Source organism: Solibacillus daqui, assembly GCF_028747805.1.
In the GTDB taxonomy this organism is placed as follows: domain Bacteria; phylum Bacillota; class Bacilli; order Bacillales_A; family Planococcaceae; genus Solibacillus; species Solibacillus daqui.
This window is the reverse complement of sequence record NZ_CP114887.1, coordinates 2402991-2418502: the sequence shown is the minus strand read 5'-3', so window position 1 is coordinate 2418502 and position 15512 is coordinate 2402991. Positions and strand designations below refer to the sequence as shown.

The following is a 15512-nucleotide window of genomic DNA, read 5'->3' as shown; positions in this document are numbered from 1 at the left end:
AAATGAAAGCAGGAAATGAGTTATGAAAAAAGCAAAGTTTTATTCAGCCTTAATGGTTGGAGGATTATTACTAGCGGGGTGTGGTAATGATGAGGCCTCAAAAGTAGAATCAGAAGAAACAACCCAATCAGAAAATGTTGAATCAACGGAAGTAGCAACCGATTTAACAGCTGAATTACAAAGCTATCAACAATTTGCATTAGAGCAAATGGATCAGTTTTTAATTGAAACTGAAAAATTTGTTGAATTATTTAAAGCGGGTGATATTGAAGGCGCAAAAGCGGCTTATGCACCAGCACGTATGTATTTTGAACGCTCTGAACCAATTGCAGAAAGCTTTGGTGACTTAGACCCACGCATTGATGGTCGTTTGGCTGACATCGAAGAAGAAGGTAAAGGCAAAGAAGAATGGTCAGGCTATCATAAACTTGAGTACGCACTATGGGAAGAAAATACAACAGCAGGTTATGAAGCAGTTGCAGATCAATTATTAGCAGATACAAAAGAATTACATGCATTAGTACAAACTGTAGAAGTAATACCAGATTTAATGATTACCGGTGCAGTTGATTTATTAAACGAAGTATCTACTTCAAAAATTTCAGGTGAAGAAGAAATTTATTCACATACAGACCTATATGACTTCAAGGCAAATATTGAAGGTGCAGAAAAAATCTTTGAAATTTTACGTCCGAAATTAGAAGCAAAAGATGCAGCTTTAGTGACAACATTAGATGAAAAATTCAAAGCCGTAGATGACTTATTAGCAAATTATGCAACTGCAGATGGAGGCTATGTTTCGTATTTAGACTTAACAGATGCCGACACAAAAGCTTTAGCAGCAGCAGTGAACCAATTAGGTGAGCCGTTAAGTCAAATGGGCATCGTTGTGGAGTGATAGTATATGACGTCAAAGCACGATGAAAAATGGTATAACAAAAAAATCTCTCGTCGTGACATGTTAAAGCTTACAGGGGCTGGTGTCGCCGGTGTTGCAATCGGCGCAACCGGCCTTGGTGGCGTTATGAAAGTGATGGGGCAGGATGTTTTTGAAGTAGTTGCAGATGATAGTACAACTGAAAACAAAGTGAATTTTTATGGAACACATCAATCAGGAATTGCTACGCCTGTTCAAAAGCATATTTATTTTGCATCGTTAAATGTGTTATTCACTTCGAAGGCAGAGTTTCAAGCGCTCTTACAAAAATGGACACCACTAATGGTTCGCTTAATGAATGGCGAACTGATGGTAGACCATGCAACTAATGTTCGTGTGCCAACAGGTGATACCGGTGAAGCGTCTGGTCTTGATGCAAGCAATTTAACGATTACAGTGGGAGTTGGGCCATCGCTGTTTTCAAAATTAAATATGAAGCAGTTACAACCAAAAACACTGAAAGATTTACCGCATTTTCCGAAAGACCAGCTACAAGAAAATTTAACAGGTGGAGATTTATGTATACAAGCTTGTGCAGACGATCCACAAGTAGCGTTTCATGCCGTGCGTAATTTGGTGCGTGCAGCATCAGGCTTGGTGGAAATTCATTGGTCACAGGCTGGTTTTAATTCATTCCCGGCACACGAAGGAACGCCAAGGAATTTATTTGCTTTTAAAGATGGTACAGGAAATCCGTTAATAACGGACAAAAAAGCGATGAATGAAATTGTTTGGGTGCAGGGTGGATGGTTAAAAAACGGAACTTATTTAGTCGCACGCCCGATTCAAATGCATTTAGAAACGTGGGATCGTACGTCATTAAAAGACCAGGAAGCAACATTTGGTCGTCATCGTGAAAGTGGCGCACCGATTGGTAAGAAGGATGAATTTGCTAAATTTGATATTGAGGAAAAGGATTTAGAAGGCAAGTACATTATTCCTGAAACATCGCATGTACATTTAGCGGTAAAATCAGGAGCAAAAATGTTAAGACGTTCTTTTTCTTATGCGTCGGGTGTGCTATCAAAAACCGGCACACATGATGCCGGCTTGCTATTTATTTCGTTTCAACAAGATCCAGCGCAATTTATTGCTGTTCAAAATAGCTTAGGGCGTTTAGATAAAATGAACGAATATGTTACCCATCGAGGTAGTGCGGTATTTGCATGCTTCCCTGGTGTAGAAAAGGGGAGTTATCTAGGTGAAGCATTATTTAATTCGCTGTAGTTTAGTCCTGAGCTTATTACTGACATTGTCGTTACAAAGTGCTTTTGCCCAGCAGTCGTATAGTTCACTTTATATTTCGATTAGTGATGCGCTCATTAATACAAAACAGGACAATGATACCAAGGTTCAGAAGGCGTTAGAGCAATTTGCATCGGATTGGGCACTTGTTGAAACAAAAGAAACCGAGCAACAACAAAAAGTTACAGCGGCTTTTGATGCGGCAATGAGTAGTGCAACAAAAGAACAGCGTTTGCAGGCACTTTCAACGCTTTCTAATGAATTACGCGCACTTGAAAAGCTAGAAAATCCAGTCGATGAAGCGGCGCAACGCAAAGAATTTGAACAAAAATTTACGCCGGTGATGCAACAATTCGAACTGGCACTTGCCTCCAAGGATCTCACACAAATTAACGAAGCCTATACAGAGTTTAATGTGAAGTGGAATAAAAATGAACGTCCAATCCGTGAGCAAAGTGTAGCGATGTATGGTCAAATTGAAACACAAATGGCTTTTTTACGCATTACACTTGCCTCTGAGAATCCAGATATGGCAACGATTCAAGCGCAATACGACTCCTTAAAGCAAACGATTACTGATTTTATCGCAGGAAAAGAAACCGCTGAAGTCGTAGAAGGCGATTATTCACTGCAATCTTTAATTAATTACATTGATGAAGCGAGTGACTTCATCGAAAAGCAACAATTTGATGAAGCTGCAGGTCAAATTACTGAGTTTATTACGATTTGGCCAAGTGTTGAAATGGAAATTTCAACGCGCAATGGCTCACTGTACACAAAAATTGAAAGTACAATGCCACTATTAGTAAGTGAATTGATGAAGGCTACACCTGATACGAAAAAAGTAACGAAGCAGTTAGAGCAATTTAAAACGGAAATTCAGCTTGTACAAGAGAATAGCGATTATTCTTTTTGGGATTCTGCGCTTATATTATTACGTGAAGGATTAGAGGCGTTACTAATCATCATGGCACTTGTCGCCTTTTTAGAAAAATCCGGTCAACCTCATATGCGCAAGTGGATTTATGTAGGGGCTGGTTCAGGGATATTGGTGTCAGCTATTACGGCGATTTTAATGTTGACGCTATTTAATTCTGCAACTGTCAATACAAACCGCGAATTGCTAGAAGGCTGTATTGGGTTAATTGCGGCCGCAATGATGATAGGTGTTGGGATTTGGTTGCATAATAAATCTAGTGTCACTAGTTGGAATGCCTATATTGCTAAACAAATGAACCATGCGATTTCAAAGCAATCTGTGTTTGCAATGGCATTTATTAGCTTTTTATCGGTATTCCGTGAAGGGGCAGAAACGCTGCTATTTTATGCAGGGATTGCACCGAAAATGGAGCTATCGCAATTCGTATTAGGTATTGTCGTGGCACTGGTCATTTTAATTGTCTTTGCGATTGTGTTATTTAAAGTAAGTGGCAAAATTCCCGTGCATAAATTCTTCGCCGTTGCAACGGTGTTAATTTATGTACTCGCATTTAAAATTATTGGCGTAAGTATCCATACGCTACAATTAACAAGTAAAATTTCGACAACGGTGATAGATGGGTTACCGGTAATTAGTACGATTGGTTTTTATCCAACGATTGAAACAGTGCTAGGTCAGACAGTGTTAATTGTATTAGTGATAGGTACGGTTATTTTGAAGAAGAGAAAATGATCATTGACTAATAGAATATAAGTAATACGATGAAAGAGCATGTACAGCAATTTTTTGTTATGCATGCTCTTTTACGTTGAGAAAAGGTTTTTCTAAAATTGTCTTTGTTTCTGTAAATGCTTGGAAACATAATTCATTTTCATCGTAGTCCCCAACTGCCTTCGTTTTATTACCACCAAACATCGACCAAGAAGTTGCCTTAGCGCGAAGTAGCATCGCGCTTTTTGTTATTTATATTTTCGTTTATAAACAATGGCAGCGAATAGACCGATAGCAATGATTGTTCCAACAATAAATAGCACACTTGAAATTGGAGAAAAAATTGAATCACCGATTTCATAAACAACGCCATAATTCAGTTTGTATTCTTCTTCGTAAGTAACTGCACCGGCAAATACGGTCCGGAGTGAATCTTCCATAAACACTTGGCGTAGAAGTACAGCAATATGACTAACCGAGAAGAAATGAATGACGGTTTGAACAGCGCTCGGTAATACCCCCATCGGAACATAAATGGCACATAAAAAGCCAATGAGCGTGCCGATAATGGTGTTCACTGTAGAAAAAGCCGTTTCAGAATTAATAAACAATACAATAAATAAATTAATCATCGCGCTTAATAGCACAGCTAAAACTAATAGCGAAAGCACCTTTATAAGGGCAACTATTGATAATAGTTGTCCACCAATTGCTACGATAAATAGTTCACAGCAAATAAACGCAATGAATGTCATACCAAAGCCAATTATAAGAGAACTAAAAACGTAGCTGAGCTGAATGTTAAGCCTTGAAGCGGAGGTAACTAAAAAATCGGCTGTTCGCTTTGATTCTAAATCTTGAATATAAATCCCAAAAACAGCGAGCGTTGAAGTCATGGCAGTTGTTGTTAAGATTCCTGCAACCATCCATTCACTTACTAATTGTTCGATATTTTTAGTAACAGGAACGAACTGCTTGATTGAGTCCACTTGTAATTTTTGTAGGAAAATGGCGTATAAACCAACTGCAATCAGTACCGAAAGTAGCGAGAAAAACACGAGCATTTTATTACGTAAAAACACTTTATTATTACGGCTAATTAGACTACTTAACATCACTTCACCTACTTTTCTTCGTTTATTTGAATAAATACTTGATCAAGCGAGCCTTTGACAACTTCAAATGACGTTATGAATGGTTGAATTTGTTCGAGAATCGGAATTGCGTGCATCGTAGAAGGGATATTGATTTTATAAACATCACCAACAGCATAAATCGGATGCTCAATTTTGGATAGAATTGTGCTAATATCAATGCCTTCTTTTACAACGATAACTAGCTGATCACTTGCGTAGCGTTCTTTTAACGTATTTGGAGTACCTTGAGCGACAATAGTACCTTGTTTAATGACAATAATTTGATCTGCATTCGTTGCTTCCTCCATATAATGCGTTGTCAAAAAAATCGTCATGCCAATTTCTTTACGTAAGCGTTCTATCGTTTCCCAAACAAATTTACGAGTATGTGGGTCTAAGCCGGTTGTCGGTTCATCTAAAAACAGAAGGGAAGGCTTGTGGATAATTGCCCGGGCAATGTCAGCACGTCTACGCTGTCCGCCGGATAATTGACCGTATTTCTTCATTTCAATATCCTCAAGTTGTAGAAACTGGTGTACGAAATAATAGTTTTCTTGCAATAGTTTTTTAGGCAAGTTATAAAAACGGCCTCGATGTAAAATGTTTTCATTTACAGTTAAAGTTTGATCTAAAATACTTTGCTGAAACACAATACCAATGGATTCACGGATTGCCGCATTGCCCTTAATTGTTCCTAGTTCATGTCCGTTAATGCGTACATCGCCACTTGATTTATCAAGCAATGTACAGAGCATTTCGATTGTTGTAGATTTTCCAGCGCCATTGCTGCCCAGAAAGGCAAACAACGAACCTTCCACTACATTAAAGGTAATTTCTTTAACGGCCGTAACATTGCCGAAATGCTTAGTTAATTGTTTTACTTCAATAATATTATTCATGATTATTCACCTCGATTTTTTTGTAATAGCTCATTCATTTGTTTGATTGAACGTTTTTGAGTAAAGTTCAGTACAATCCAAACGGCAACATAAACGATAGAAACACGTAAAAATAATGAAATCATCGTAATTGGTTCATTCATGTAAAACCAATTACCAAATTTTCCGATAATAAATGTTGATGTCACAACAACGATATAATGAACGGACAAAACTGCTATATACGGCCAATGTTGGATTCTAAATAATAAATTTGCGCAGCCAATCGTAAATCCTAAGCCATTCGCTAATATAAACTGCACTATAATTGTCTTGCTTGACCATAAATATTCAGGGTTGTTAAAAGCAATCATGGCAATCGTAAAATATGACACAAAAACACTAACCATAAAGCTAATAAAAAAGTTTTTCATTTCGTTGTACCTCCTAAACCGAGTGCTTCTTTTAATGATTTTAAATAATTTCGGCTAACGGGAATGGTTGCATCATTTGCTAATACAACTTGCGGATTACCAAGCACCTTAGATTGAATGGAAATGATTTTTTTCATGTTGACGAGTGTTGCTTTATTGATGCGTATATATTGCTGCTCGAAACGATTTTCAAGCTCATACAACTTATTTTTTGCTTCAAATTCATCGTCATCGGTTTGGAGATAGACTTTACCGTTTTCGCTATATATTGAAAATACTTCGTGAATTTGTAGTAAATGAATGTCACTGTCCTTATAGCCCGCAATATGATTTGAAGGGGATTGCTGATTGAGCCTTTTCATAAGCTGTTCTACTGCTTCATTGTACTCAGGCGCATGAATATGTACTTCGATTTGTTGCAATTCACTTTCGATATTTAGATGAATTTTCATAAGAACTCCTTTCAAAAGTAAGTGTAGCATGTCGTTTTGCTATGATTTGCTGTTATGAGCTAACAAGTAAAAATGTTTGATAACATGTAAAATATGTGAAATAACATGCAGAAACTATTGCCTATTCAGCATAAATTATTATGATTAATTTGTGTGATTAATTTACAATTAAATGAAATTTAGTGCACAAGAAAACGAGCGTCTGCGTGAGAAGCTCGTTTTCTTCATGTTGAATTTCATTACCTGTAAAAAGATTAAGTAATCCTATGTTCTATTTAGTTAGGATTTCATTTTCATTTCATAATATGACGATATAATAGAACAAAGGAGGTGAATAACATGTCTATGGATTTATCGTCACTGAATTCAATTTATAGTTTAATTGGCTCTACATATGATGCAACAGCAACATCAACGACAAATTCATCAAGTGATAGTTTTCAAAACTTTTTATTGAATGCATTAGGAACAAACAGTACGAGCTCGACCTCAAGTATGTCTTCTTTACTTGATTTGTATTCAAATGGCGGAACAAATGCATTATTAAGTGGTTTGAGTTCTTCAGATTCGACCTCAGATATGACATCACAATTGATAGCAAGTTTAAAATCTTCGGGTATGTCATCAGCAACTAACTTAACAAGTCTTTCTAATGCAACATCGACAACAGATGCTTATACGGAAAGCTTAGCAAGTACATTTCAATCGCAAATTTTAAATAACATGAATGCTGCGAAATCGAACTTACAGTCTTCGTATGACAGTTATGTAAAACGAATGGGTGAAAATCCTACAGCTGCTGCAAAGTACCGAATCGAGCAAATGCAGCAGAATATTAATTTGATTGAAAACTATATTGCTTCAAAATCTACAAATAATGATTTGTTATTAGGTCAGCAAACGGGCTTAGATACTATAAATTCAGAAGTAAAAACATCAACAAATCATTCGCTAGTTAATCAGTTAAATGCAAAATCAGCGATAACGCAGTACATGTTGAATCTATAGGAAAAAGCTTGCTTAACGATGTGAAAACCGTGCTAAACAAGCTTTTTTGAATAATAATGCAAAATGAATATTATCTTATTACACTACTTTATGTCTTAAAAGCGAAAATAATCATACCCAACTGGAGAATTGTATGTTATTTTTATAATAATTTAATAATTTGCAATTTAAATAAGTGCTCACAATGTTATGTGAGGTAAAAGGGAAATTAGTGAAATGCTAATGCAGCCCCCGCTACTGTAATTGCTGATGAAATCACAAAAAATCACTGTCAAATAGATGGGAAGATGTGAGAGTAAAATGACGCTTGAGCCAGGAAACCTGCTTATTTAAACGATACCTACTTTTCGGAGGGAGAAGTATAGGCGAAACAATTTTGTTTTTGTGTCTTTTTATACATGATACGTATATCATTTCACATGCCCGTACTTACTTTTCAAAAAGTAGGTACGGGCATTTTTTCATTTTTTATACGGAGGGTGTTTGGATGCAAAAGGGAAAAATCTTTGTTGTTGGCTTCGGTCCTGGAGATAGAGAGCATATTACGAAGCGCGCGGTCGATGCACTTCAGCAAAGTGATCACATTATGGGTTATAAAACGTATGTAGAGTTAATTGAACATTTAGTAACAGCAAAAATGATCGTTAGTACAGGAATGACCGAAGAAGTGTCACGTGCACAAGAAGCCGTGAAGCAGGCTGAGGCTGGCCATATTGTTTCAGTCATTTCAAGTGGAGATTCGGGTGTTTACGGAATGGCAGGGTTAGTCTACGAAGTATTAATCGAAAAAGGGTGGACGGAAGCGACAGGTATAGAAGTCGAAGTTGTGCCTGGTATTTCAGCTATTAACTCCTGTGCGAGCCTACTAGGAGCACCAGTTATGCATGATTCTTGCACGATTAGTTTAAGTGACCATTTAACTCCATGGACAGTGATTGAAAAGCGGATTGAAGCAGCTGCGATGGCGGATTTTGTGATTGCTTTTTATAATCCGAAATCAGGTCGTCGTACACGTCAAATCGTTGAAGCACAGCGTATTTTACTAAAATATCGTTCGCCGGATACACCAGTTGGTCTTGTAAAAGCAGCATACCGTGATACTCAGGACATTATTTTAACTACACTATCGGAAATGCTGGAGCATGATATCGGCATGTTAACGACGGTTGTTGTCGGGAATTCATCAACGTTTTTCTATGATAATAAAATTATTACCCCACGTGGCTATCAGCGAAAATACACGCTAGGAGAAGAGAAGCAGATACTAAAGCCACATCAACGTTTGAAAAAAGAAGCGGAGCCTTGGGCATTAAATCAAGAAACAGGTGAAGCTAAGTCCGGCTACGAAAAAATTGTTGCGGTTGAAAAAAAAACACCGAAAGTTGAAATAAGCAGTTTAGAGCTTGCGAATGAAGCGTTATCACTTGTTCAAAAAGAGCAAAAAGAAGAGAATCCATTTTTAGTTCAGCAACAGCAAGAATCGATTTTTGAATTTGCTGTTTCGCCAGGTGTTGCAAATAAAATGATTACGCCTCAGCAAATGATCACACTAGCAGAAGTTGTTGGTGAACGAGGCACGATGGAATATACACCTGATCATCGTTTAGTAATTAAAGTACCAAGTGATAATCCACAGAAACTTGTTGCAATCGTTGAACAAACTGGATTAATTGTTCAGCCAGTTGGGGATGTAGTACTCGTTAAAGCATGTGATTTTTGTTACGGGGAAAAGGCAGAGTCTATTCCGTATGCGGAAAAAATTATGGAAACGCTAGGTGGAATTAAAATGCCAAAAGAATTACATGTCGGATTTAACGGCTGTGGTATGGCATGCTACCGTGCAGTGTTCGATGATATCGGGATTGTATACCGTAAAAAGAAATTCGATTTATTTATCGGCTCGAAGCCAGTTGGACGTACAGCGCATGCAGCTCAACCAGTGGTAGAAGGGCTAGCACCCGAGCAATTAATTCCGCTTTTAACAGACATCATTGCGGATTATCAAAAAAATGCGCATCCAAACGAACGTTTCTTTAAATACTTTAAGCGAGTAAAAAAGATCTTGAACTTCGAGCATGTTGATATGACGTGCAAAATTAAAGTCGAAGAAGCACCATGTGGGGACTAGGAGGCAGCATGATTTTATTTTTAGCAGGAACAAGTGATGCAAGGCAGCTTGCAGTTGAGCTTAAGCATGCTGGTCATGAGTTAATCGCTACCGTTGTAACAGATTCCGCTGCAACAAGCTTACAGCAGGAGCAAATCAGTTATCGTGTCGGTCGGTTATCGCAGCAGGATATGAGTACAATGATTGAACAAGAAAACATTCAAACAATCATTGATGCTAGCCATCCATATGCAGAGGAAGCATCAAAAACCGCGATGGCAGCAGCAAAGCAACATGGTTTACCATACATTCGTTATGAACGACCAACACAGGATTTTGCCGATCCACTAGTTACAAAAGTGGAAACATATGAAGAGGCAGCTGCATTGGCAACGACACACGAAGGAACAATTATGCTGACAACTGGCAGCAAAACGTTAGCTACCTTTACGGAAAAGCTACTCGGTAATGAAAAAATCCGCGTTGTTTGCCGCATGCTACCAAACAAGGAAAATATGGAGAAATGCGATATTCTTGGTGTCAAACAGCGTGACATTATTGCAATTCAGGGTCCGTTTTCTAAGGAGCTAAATACCGCGCTCTATAAGCAATATGAAACAACCCTCGTGATTACTAAGGAAAGCGGTAAAGTAGGGTCGGTCGATGAAAAGATGGAGGCCGCCATCGAGCTAGGCATTCCGGTTATTTTAATAAAACGACCAAAAATCCAATATGAAAATCAATGTACAACGTTTCAAGAAGTACACGAAAAATTAGGAGGCATTCAATATGGCAAACATGAACTTTAATACAGATTTCGTACCGTTAACGGTTGATCCTGACAAAATTTATGATTACAGTTTTTCAATTATCGCAGAGGAAATGGGTGAGCATTCATTTACAGATGAAGAGTGGTTAGTTGTACGTCGCGTTATTCACGCATCGGCTGACTTTGAATTAGGACGTAGCATGATCATTACAGATGATGCAATTGAAGCTGGCATTCAATCGATTTTAGCAGGACGTCATGTCGTAGCAGATGTACAAATGATTGAAAGTGGGTCAGGTCGTAAACGATTCCAAAAACACGGTGGGGATTTACACTGTTATATTGCAGACGAAGATGTATCTATCGAGGCAAAAAAATTAGGGACAACGCGTGCCATTATTTCAATGCAAAAAGCAACTCAGCTGCATGAAGGTGGTATTTACGCGATTGGTAATGCACCAACTGCATTACTTGAATTAATTCGTTTAATTAAAGAAGGTTTAGCAAAGCCGGACTTAATTATCGGAATGCCTGTAGGATTCGTATCCGCTGCTGAATCAAAGGCAGAACTTGCAATTTTAGAAGGTATTCCATTCATTACAAATGTAGGACGAAAAGGTGGCAGTACCGTTACCGTTGCAGCTTTAAACGCCATCTCACTTATGGCAGATGAACGAAAAAAGAAATCGAAATAAAAAGGATCCTTCACAAATGCGACATGGCTACACAACAGGAGCTTGTGCAACAGCGATGACAAAAGCAGCCTTGCATGCGCTTGTGACAGGAGAAGTACCAGAAGTAGTAACGATTCATTTACCCGTTGGACAGGATGCCACTTTTGAAGTGGCATCTTTTATAGTAACAGACAATGAGGTAATGTGTGAAACGATTAAAGATGCGGGGGATGACCCAGACGCAACACATAAAGCGCGCATTCAAAGTACGGTGCGTTTTGTAGAGCAACGTGGAGTTCATTTAGACGGTGGTGTTGGCGTTGGCCGTGTGACAAAAGCCGGATTACCTGTAGCTGTTGGCGAAGCTGCAATAAATCCAGTACCACGAAAAATGATTCTTGGTGTAGTAGAGGAATCCATCGAGCAATTTCAGCTTGAGCAAGGTATTGAAGTTATTATATCCGTACCAGACGGGGAAGAAATAGCGAAGAAAACATTAAATGCGCGCCTTGGAATTCTAGGTGGCATTTCGATTTTGGGCACGCGTGGCACGGTCGTCCCGTTTTCCAGCTCGGCTTATATGGCGAGTATTGTTCAGGCGATTAGTGTTGCAAAAGAGGCAGGCTGCGATCATTTAGTCATTACAACGGGTGGTCGTAGTGAAAAATACGCCATGAAGCAATACCCAGATTTGCCAGAGGAAGCATTTATAGAAATGGGTGATTTTGTAGGCTTTACACTGAAACATATTGCACGTAAAGAAATTCCGAATGTCTCGCTCGTAGGCATGATGGGGAAATTTTCGAAGGTTGCACAGGGGGTCATGATGGTGCATTCGAAAAGTGCACCAGTGAGCCTAGAATTTTTAGCAGCGGTTGCCGCAAAATCAGGTGCTACAAAAGAGCAGGTAGAAGAAATTTTGACAGCGAATACCGCCTCGCAAGTTGGAGAAATCATGCAGGATAATGTGGCATTTTTTGAAGGACTATGCCGTAATTGCTGCTACTATGCGCTTGAGCATACGAAAGAAAAGTTAAGCGTTTCGACAACGCTTTATGCAATGAATGGAGACTTATTAGGAAAGGCTGAGCATATTGACAAAATGGATGAAAATGATTGGTATCGGGGATAATGGCGCAAATAGCTTACTGCCTCAATATAGAGAATGGATTGAACAATGTGATGTACTTGTTGGTGGAGAGCGTCATTTAGCTTTTTTTCCACATTTCACTGGGGAAAAGCTTGTAATTAAGGGTGGGTTAAAGGCACTTGTTGCTACTTTACAGCAGGAGACACGTAACGTGGTCATTTTAGCATCAGGAGATCCATTATTTTATGGCTTAGGGAGCGTGCTAGCGAAAAAGCTGTCACTTGAACTATTTCCGCATACTAGCTCGGTGCAATTAGCTTTTTCAAAGATGCAGGACAGCTGGCAAGATGCTTATGTAACGAGTGTGCATGGTCGACCAATGAAAGGCTTAGCACAAAAAATTGATGGCAGAAAAAAAGTCGCCATTTTAACAGATGAAACAAATTCACCAAATGCCATTGCGACGTATTTAAAAGCATTTGGCATGACGGAATACGACGCATTTGTTGCAGAAAATTTAGAGGGTGAAGATGAGCGCTGTCGTTACTTGACATTAGATGAAATGGAAAATGCAGATTTCAGCCCGTTAAACGTCGTTATTTTAAAGCAGCGAGTTCCTGTACAACGTGCAACTATGGGTATTGATGATGATTCGTTTATTCAACGTAAACCCGAAAAAGGCCTCGTAACAAAAAAAGAAATTCGTGTACTGTCATTACATGCGTTGGCGCTACAGGAAAATAGTGTGGCGTGGGATATTGGTACTTGCACGGGCTCCGTTGCAATTGAGATGGCCAAGCAAGCACGTGAAGGTCAAGTCTATGCCATTGAAAAAAACGAGCTAGATTTAGAAAATTGTATTCAAAATCAACATTTACACCGAGTAGATTTAACGGCTGTTTTAGGGAAAGCACCTGCACGATTAGATGAATTTCCGGACCCAGATGCGATTTTTATCGGTGGTACAGGTGGTAATATGGAGCAGCTGCTTGAAGTTTGTGTGCGTCGCTTAAAGCCGAATGGTCGCATTGTGATTAATTTAGCAACGATTGAAAATTTTGCCGATGCGCTGAAGTTTTTAAAAGCACTTCATTGCGAAGTGAATTTTATCCAAGCGTCGATTTCCCGAAGCAAGCCGATTTTAAATTTAACGCGTTTACAGCCGTTAACGCCGATATTTATTTTAACTGCACAAAAAATAATTGAAAATGATGGTGAAAGCGAATGAAGAAAATTTGGATAGTTGGAGCAGGACCAGGAGACCCGGATTTAATAACGGTAAAGGGCCTAAAGCTATTACAGCAGGCGGATGTTGTCATGTATACCGATTCATTAGTAAATGAAGAGCTTGTTGCAAAAGCTTCTGAAACAGCAGAAATAATTCGTACAGCCGGCATGCATTTACAGGAAATGGTTGATTGTATTGCAGAGCGCGTGCATGCAGGGAAAATGGTTGTGCGATTACATACAGGTGATCCGGCAATGTACGGTGCTACAATGGAGCAAGTTGCATTATTAAAAGAGCATGAAATAGGTTATGAGGTTGTACCGGGAGTGAGTTCGGTTTTTGCATCGGCTGCAGCAGTTGGGGCAGAGCTAACAATTCCTGAATTAACACAAACACTCATTTTAACACGTGCAGAAGGTCGTACCCCGGTGCCGGAGCGTGAGCAGCTACGTGATTTAGCAAGTCATCATTGTACGATTGCAATGTTTTTAAGTGCAACATTAACGAAAAAGATTACGAAAGAATTAATCGCAGCTGGCTGGGCAGAAAATACACCAGTGGCTGTTGTGCAACGCGCATCTTGGCCTGACCAAAAAATTGTACGCACAACGATTAGTGAATTAGATGAAGCGATGCGCGTCAATGGGATTCGCAAGCATGCCATGATTTTAGCAGGTTGGGCATTAGATCCAGCAATTCATGAAAAGGATTACCGTTCAAAATTATATGATGCGACGTTTACACATGGCTTCCGCAAAGGTGTGAAGGTTGATGATTAATTTAATAGAAGGTGAAATTCCAGAAATTAAAGTGTCAAAGCCGTATGCACTTGTGGCCATTACAAAGCACGGTGTTGCCAATGCACGTGCTTATGCAGAGAAGTTTCCATATGTAGACGTCTATTATATGAAGAAATTTGAATATGGTGATGAAGCGCAAAAGAATATTCAATTATTTGACGGCACGGTGCGATTACTACTACCCGCATTATTTAAGCAATATAAGGCGATGATTTTAATTATTTCGTTAGGAGCAGTCGTTCGCATGATTGCGCCGATTCTAGAAGATAAAAAAACCGATCCTGCTGTTTTAGTTGTTGATGATAAAGGCCAATTTGTTATTAGTGTTCTATCAGGTCATATTGGCGGTGCAAATGCATTAACGCATGAATTTGCGCAAGCCATTCATGCAGCACCGATTATTACAACGGCATCTGATGTACAAAAAACGATACCTGTTGATTTATTCGGTGCGCGCTTTGGCTGGGTGTGGGACAGTGAGGGAAAATTAACTCCAGTCAGCGCTTCAGTCGTAAATGAGGAGCATGTCGCGATTGTACAAGAAACAGGAGAGGCCGATTGGTGGATGCATGATACGCCAATGCCAGCCACGTTAAATATTTATGAAACAACAGCGGCTGCTATCGCCGCACAGCCTCATGCGACATTACTTATTACAGACCGAATAATTGACCAGCATGAACAAGTGCTCTTAGAAAACGGGGTCATTTATCGCCCAAAATCTCTTGTTCTTGGGATGGGCTGCAACCGTGGCACGTCCGCTGAGGAAATCGAAGCGTGCATTGATGCAACATTAGCCGAGTTAAAGCTAAGTAAGAAAAGCGTGAAAGCCATTGCAACAATTGATTTGAAAAAGGATGAACAGGGCTTTATAGACGTAACTGCCAAAAATCATTGGCAATTTGTAACGTATAGCCCGCAAGAATTAAATGAAATGCCGTTGTCGAACCCATCTGAAACGGTATTTAAATATACGGGTGCTTATGGTGTAAGTGAGCCAGCCGCGTTGCGTTATGCAAATGCGAATTCATGGGTACTAGAAAAAAAGAAAAGCGGCAATGTCACAATTTCAGTTGCACGAATAGCTTTTGAGGAGGTATGAA

General features: G+C 39.2%; 16 protein-coding genes and 1 riboswitch. Of the genes, 11 read left to right on the top strand and 5 right to left on the bottom strand.

Going from position 1 to position 15512, the window contains the following annotated elements; genetic code table 11:
• Positions 1-22: 22 nt before the first annotated feature.
• From efeO to O7776_RS11725, 3 genes are read left to right on the top strand one after another with little or no spacing between them, the layout of a single operon-like run.
• Entirely contained in the window at positions 23-898 is an 876-nt protein-coding gene (efeO, locus tag O7776_RS11735; protein WP_274307250.1) for an iron uptake system protein EfeO, read from the top strand.
• A gap of 6 nt (positions 899-904) precedes the next feature.
• A complete protein-coding gene (efeB, locus tag O7776_RS11730) occupies positions 905-2164 on the top strand; it encodes an iron uptake transporter deferrochelatase/peroxidase subunit (protein WP_274307249.1) in 1260 nt (419 codons plus the stop codon).
• Positions 2139-3854 carry an FTR1 family iron permease gene (locus O7776_RS11725; protein WP_274307248.1) on the top strand — a complete coding sequence of 572 codons (1716 nt, stop codon included), beginning with the start codon at positions 2139-2141 and terminating at the stop codon, positions 3852-3854. Before efeB ends, O7776_RS11725 begins: the two co-directional genes overlap by 26 nt.
• Before the next feature lie 57 nt (positions 3855-3911).
• On the opposite strand, the gene O7776_RS11720 is transcribed toward O7776_RS11725, so the two are convergent.
• Genes O7776_RS11720 through O7776_RS11700 form a run of 5 tightly spaced genes read right to left on the bottom strand, consistent with a single transcriptional unit; the run spans position 3912 to position 6733 of the window.
• Complete coding sequence (locus O7776_RS11720) at positions 3912-4070, bottom strand: hypothetical protein (RefSeq protein WP_274307247.1); 159 nt, start codon at positions 4068-4070, stop codon at positions 3912-3914.
• Between the two features lie 11 nt (positions 4071-4081).
• Complete coding sequence (locus O7776_RS11715; protein ID WP_274307246.1) at positions 4082-4948, bottom strand: ABC transporter permease; 867 nt, start codon at positions 4946-4948, stop codon at positions 4082-4084.
• An 8-nt stretch (positions 4949-4956) separates the two neighbouring features.
• Positions 4957-5868 (bottom strand): ABC transporter ATP-binding protein, encoded by a 912-nt coding sequence (locus tag O7776_RS11710; protein ID WP_274307245.1) that lies wholly within the window; start codon positions 5866-5868, stop codon positions 4957-4959.
• 2 nt (positions 5869-5870) lie between these two features.
• A complete protein-coding gene (locus O7776_RS11705; RefSeq protein ID WP_274307244.1) occupies positions 5871-6281 on the bottom strand; it encodes a DUF3021 domain-containing protein in 411 nt (136 codons plus the stop codon).
• Entirely contained in the window at positions 6278-6733 is a 456-nt protein-coding gene (locus O7776_RS11700; protein ID WP_274307243.1) for a LytTR family DNA-binding domain-containing protein, read from the bottom strand. The genes O7776_RS11705 and O7776_RS11700 overlap by 4 nt, the downstream gene beginning before the upstream one ends.
• 339 nt (positions 6734-7072) lie before the next feature.
• On the opposite strand from O7776_RS11700, the gene O7776_RS11695 reads away from it, so the two are divergent.
• The 8 genes from O7776_RS11695 (at position 7073) to O7776_RS11660 (ending at position 15511) form a co-directional block, all read left to right on the top strand.
• Entirely contained in the window at positions 7073-7741 is a 669-nt protein-coding gene (locus O7776_RS11695; protein WP_274307242.1) for a hypothetical protein, read from the top strand.
• Between the two features lie 156 nt (positions 7742-7897).
• A riboswitch (cobalamin riboswitch) is annotated at positions 7898-8084 on the top strand.
• 144 nt (positions 8085-8228) lie between these two features.
• Positions 8229-9869: a precorrin-3B C(17)-methyltransferase gene (gene cobJ, locus O7776_RS11690; protein WP_274307241.1), complete on the top strand. Its 1641-nt coding sequence runs from the start codon at positions 8229-8231 to the stop codon at positions 9867-9869.
• 8 nt (positions 9870-9877) lie between these two features.
• Positions 9878-10657, top strand: a complete 780-nt coding sequence (cobK, locus tag O7776_RS11685; RefSeq protein ID WP_274307240.1) for a precorrin-6A reductase — start codon at positions 9878-9880, stop codon at positions 10655-10657.
• Positions 10647-11312 (top strand): precorrin-8X methylmutase, encoded by a 666-nt coding sequence (locus O7776_RS11680; protein WP_274310492.1) that lies wholly within the window; start codon positions 10647-10649, stop codon positions 11310-11312. The genes cobK and O7776_RS11680 overlap by 11 nt, the downstream gene beginning before the upstream one ends.
• A gap of 16 nt (positions 11313-11328) precedes the next feature.
• Positions 11329-12423 carry a cobalt-precorrin-5B (C(1))-methyltransferase gene (locus O7776_RS11675; RefSeq protein ID WP_274307239.1) on the top strand — a complete coding sequence of 365 codons (1095 nt, stop codon included), beginning with the start codon at positions 11329-11331 and terminating at the stop codon, positions 12421-12423.
• Entirely contained in the window at positions 12398-13609 is a 1212-nt protein-coding gene (cbiE, locus tag O7776_RS11670; RefSeq protein ID WP_274310491.1) for a precorrin-6y C5,15-methyltransferase (decarboxylating) subunit CbiE, read from the top strand. Before O7776_RS11675 ends, cbiE begins: the two co-directional genes overlap by 26 nt.
• Entirely contained in the window at positions 13606-14388 is a 783-nt protein-coding gene (cobM, locus tag O7776_RS11665; RefSeq protein WP_274307238.1) for a precorrin-4 C(11)-methyltransferase, read from the top strand. Before cbiE ends, cobM begins: the two co-directional genes overlap by 4 nt.
• Positions 14381-15511: a cobalt-precorrin 5A hydrolase gene (locus O7776_RS11660; protein ID WP_274307237.1), complete on the top strand. Its 1131-nt coding sequence runs from the start codon at positions 14381-14383 to the stop codon at positions 15509-15511. Before cobM ends, O7776_RS11660 begins: the two co-directional genes overlap by 8 nt.
• Position 15512: the final 1 nt, after the last annotated feature.

What these genes read in the sequence shown, in the direction of transcription:
- efeO (WP_274307250.1), top strand. Translation starts at nt 23, where the DNA reads ATGAAAAAAGCAAAGTTTTATTCAGCCTTAATGGTTGGAGGATTATTA.
- O7776_RS11720 (WP_274307247.1), bottom strand. Translation starts at nt 4,070, where the DNA reads ATGCTACTTCGCGCTAAGGCAACTTCTTGGTCGATGTTTGGTGGTAAT.
- O7776_RS11660 (WP_274307237.1), top strand. Translation starts at nt 14,381, where the DNA reads ATGATTAATTTAATAGAAGGTGAAATTCCAGAAATTAAAGTGTCAAAG.
- cobK (WP_274307240.1), top strand. Translation starts at nt 9,878, where the DNA reads ATGATTTTATTTTTAGCAGGAACAAGTGATGCAAGGCAGCTTGCAGTT.
- O7776_RS11705 (WP_274307244.1), bottom strand. Translation starts at nt 6,281, where the DNA reads ATGAAAAACTTTTTTATTAGCTTTATGGTTAGTGTTTTTGTGTCATAT.
- efeB (WP_274307249.1), top strand. Translation starts at nt 905, where the DNA reads ATGACGTCAAAGCACGATGAAAAATGGTATAACAAAAAAATCTCTCGT.
- O7776_RS11710 (WP_274307245.1), bottom strand. Translation starts at nt 5,868, where the DNA reads ATGAATAATATTATTGAAGTAAAACAATTAACTAAGCATTTCGGCAAT.
- O7776_RS11700 (WP_274307243.1), bottom strand. Translation starts at nt 6,733, where the DNA reads ATGAAAATTCATCTAAATATCGAAAGTGAATTGCAACAAATCGAAGTA.
- cobJ (WP_274307241.1), top strand. Translation starts at nt 8,229, where the DNA reads ATGCAAAAGGGAAAAATCTTTGTTGTTGGCTTCGGTCCTGGAGATAGA.
- O7776_RS11675 (WP_274307239.1), top strand. Translation starts at nt 11,329, where the DNA reads ATGCGACATGGCTACACAACAGGAGCTTGTGCAACAGCGATGACAAAA.
- cbiE (WP_274310491.1), top strand. Translation starts at nt 12,398, where the DNA reads ATGAAAATGATTGGTATCGGGGATAATGGCGCAAATAGCTTACTGCCT.
- cobM (WP_274307238.1), top strand. Translation starts at nt 13,606, where the DNA reads ATGAAGAAAATTTGGATAGTTGGAGCAGGACCAGGAGACCCGGATTTA.
- O7776_RS11680 (WP_274310492.1), top strand. Translation starts at nt 10,647, where the DNA reads ATGAACTTTAATACAGATTTCGTACCGTTAACGGTTGATCCTGACAAA.
- O7776_RS11715 (WP_274307246.1), bottom strand. Translation starts at nt 4,948, where the DNA reads ATGTTAAGTAGTCTAATTAGCCGTAATAATAAAGTGTTTTTACGTAAT.
- O7776_RS11695 (WP_274307242.1), top strand. Translation starts at nt 7,073, where the DNA reads ATGTCTATGGATTTATCGTCACTGAATTCAATTTATAGTTTAATTGGC.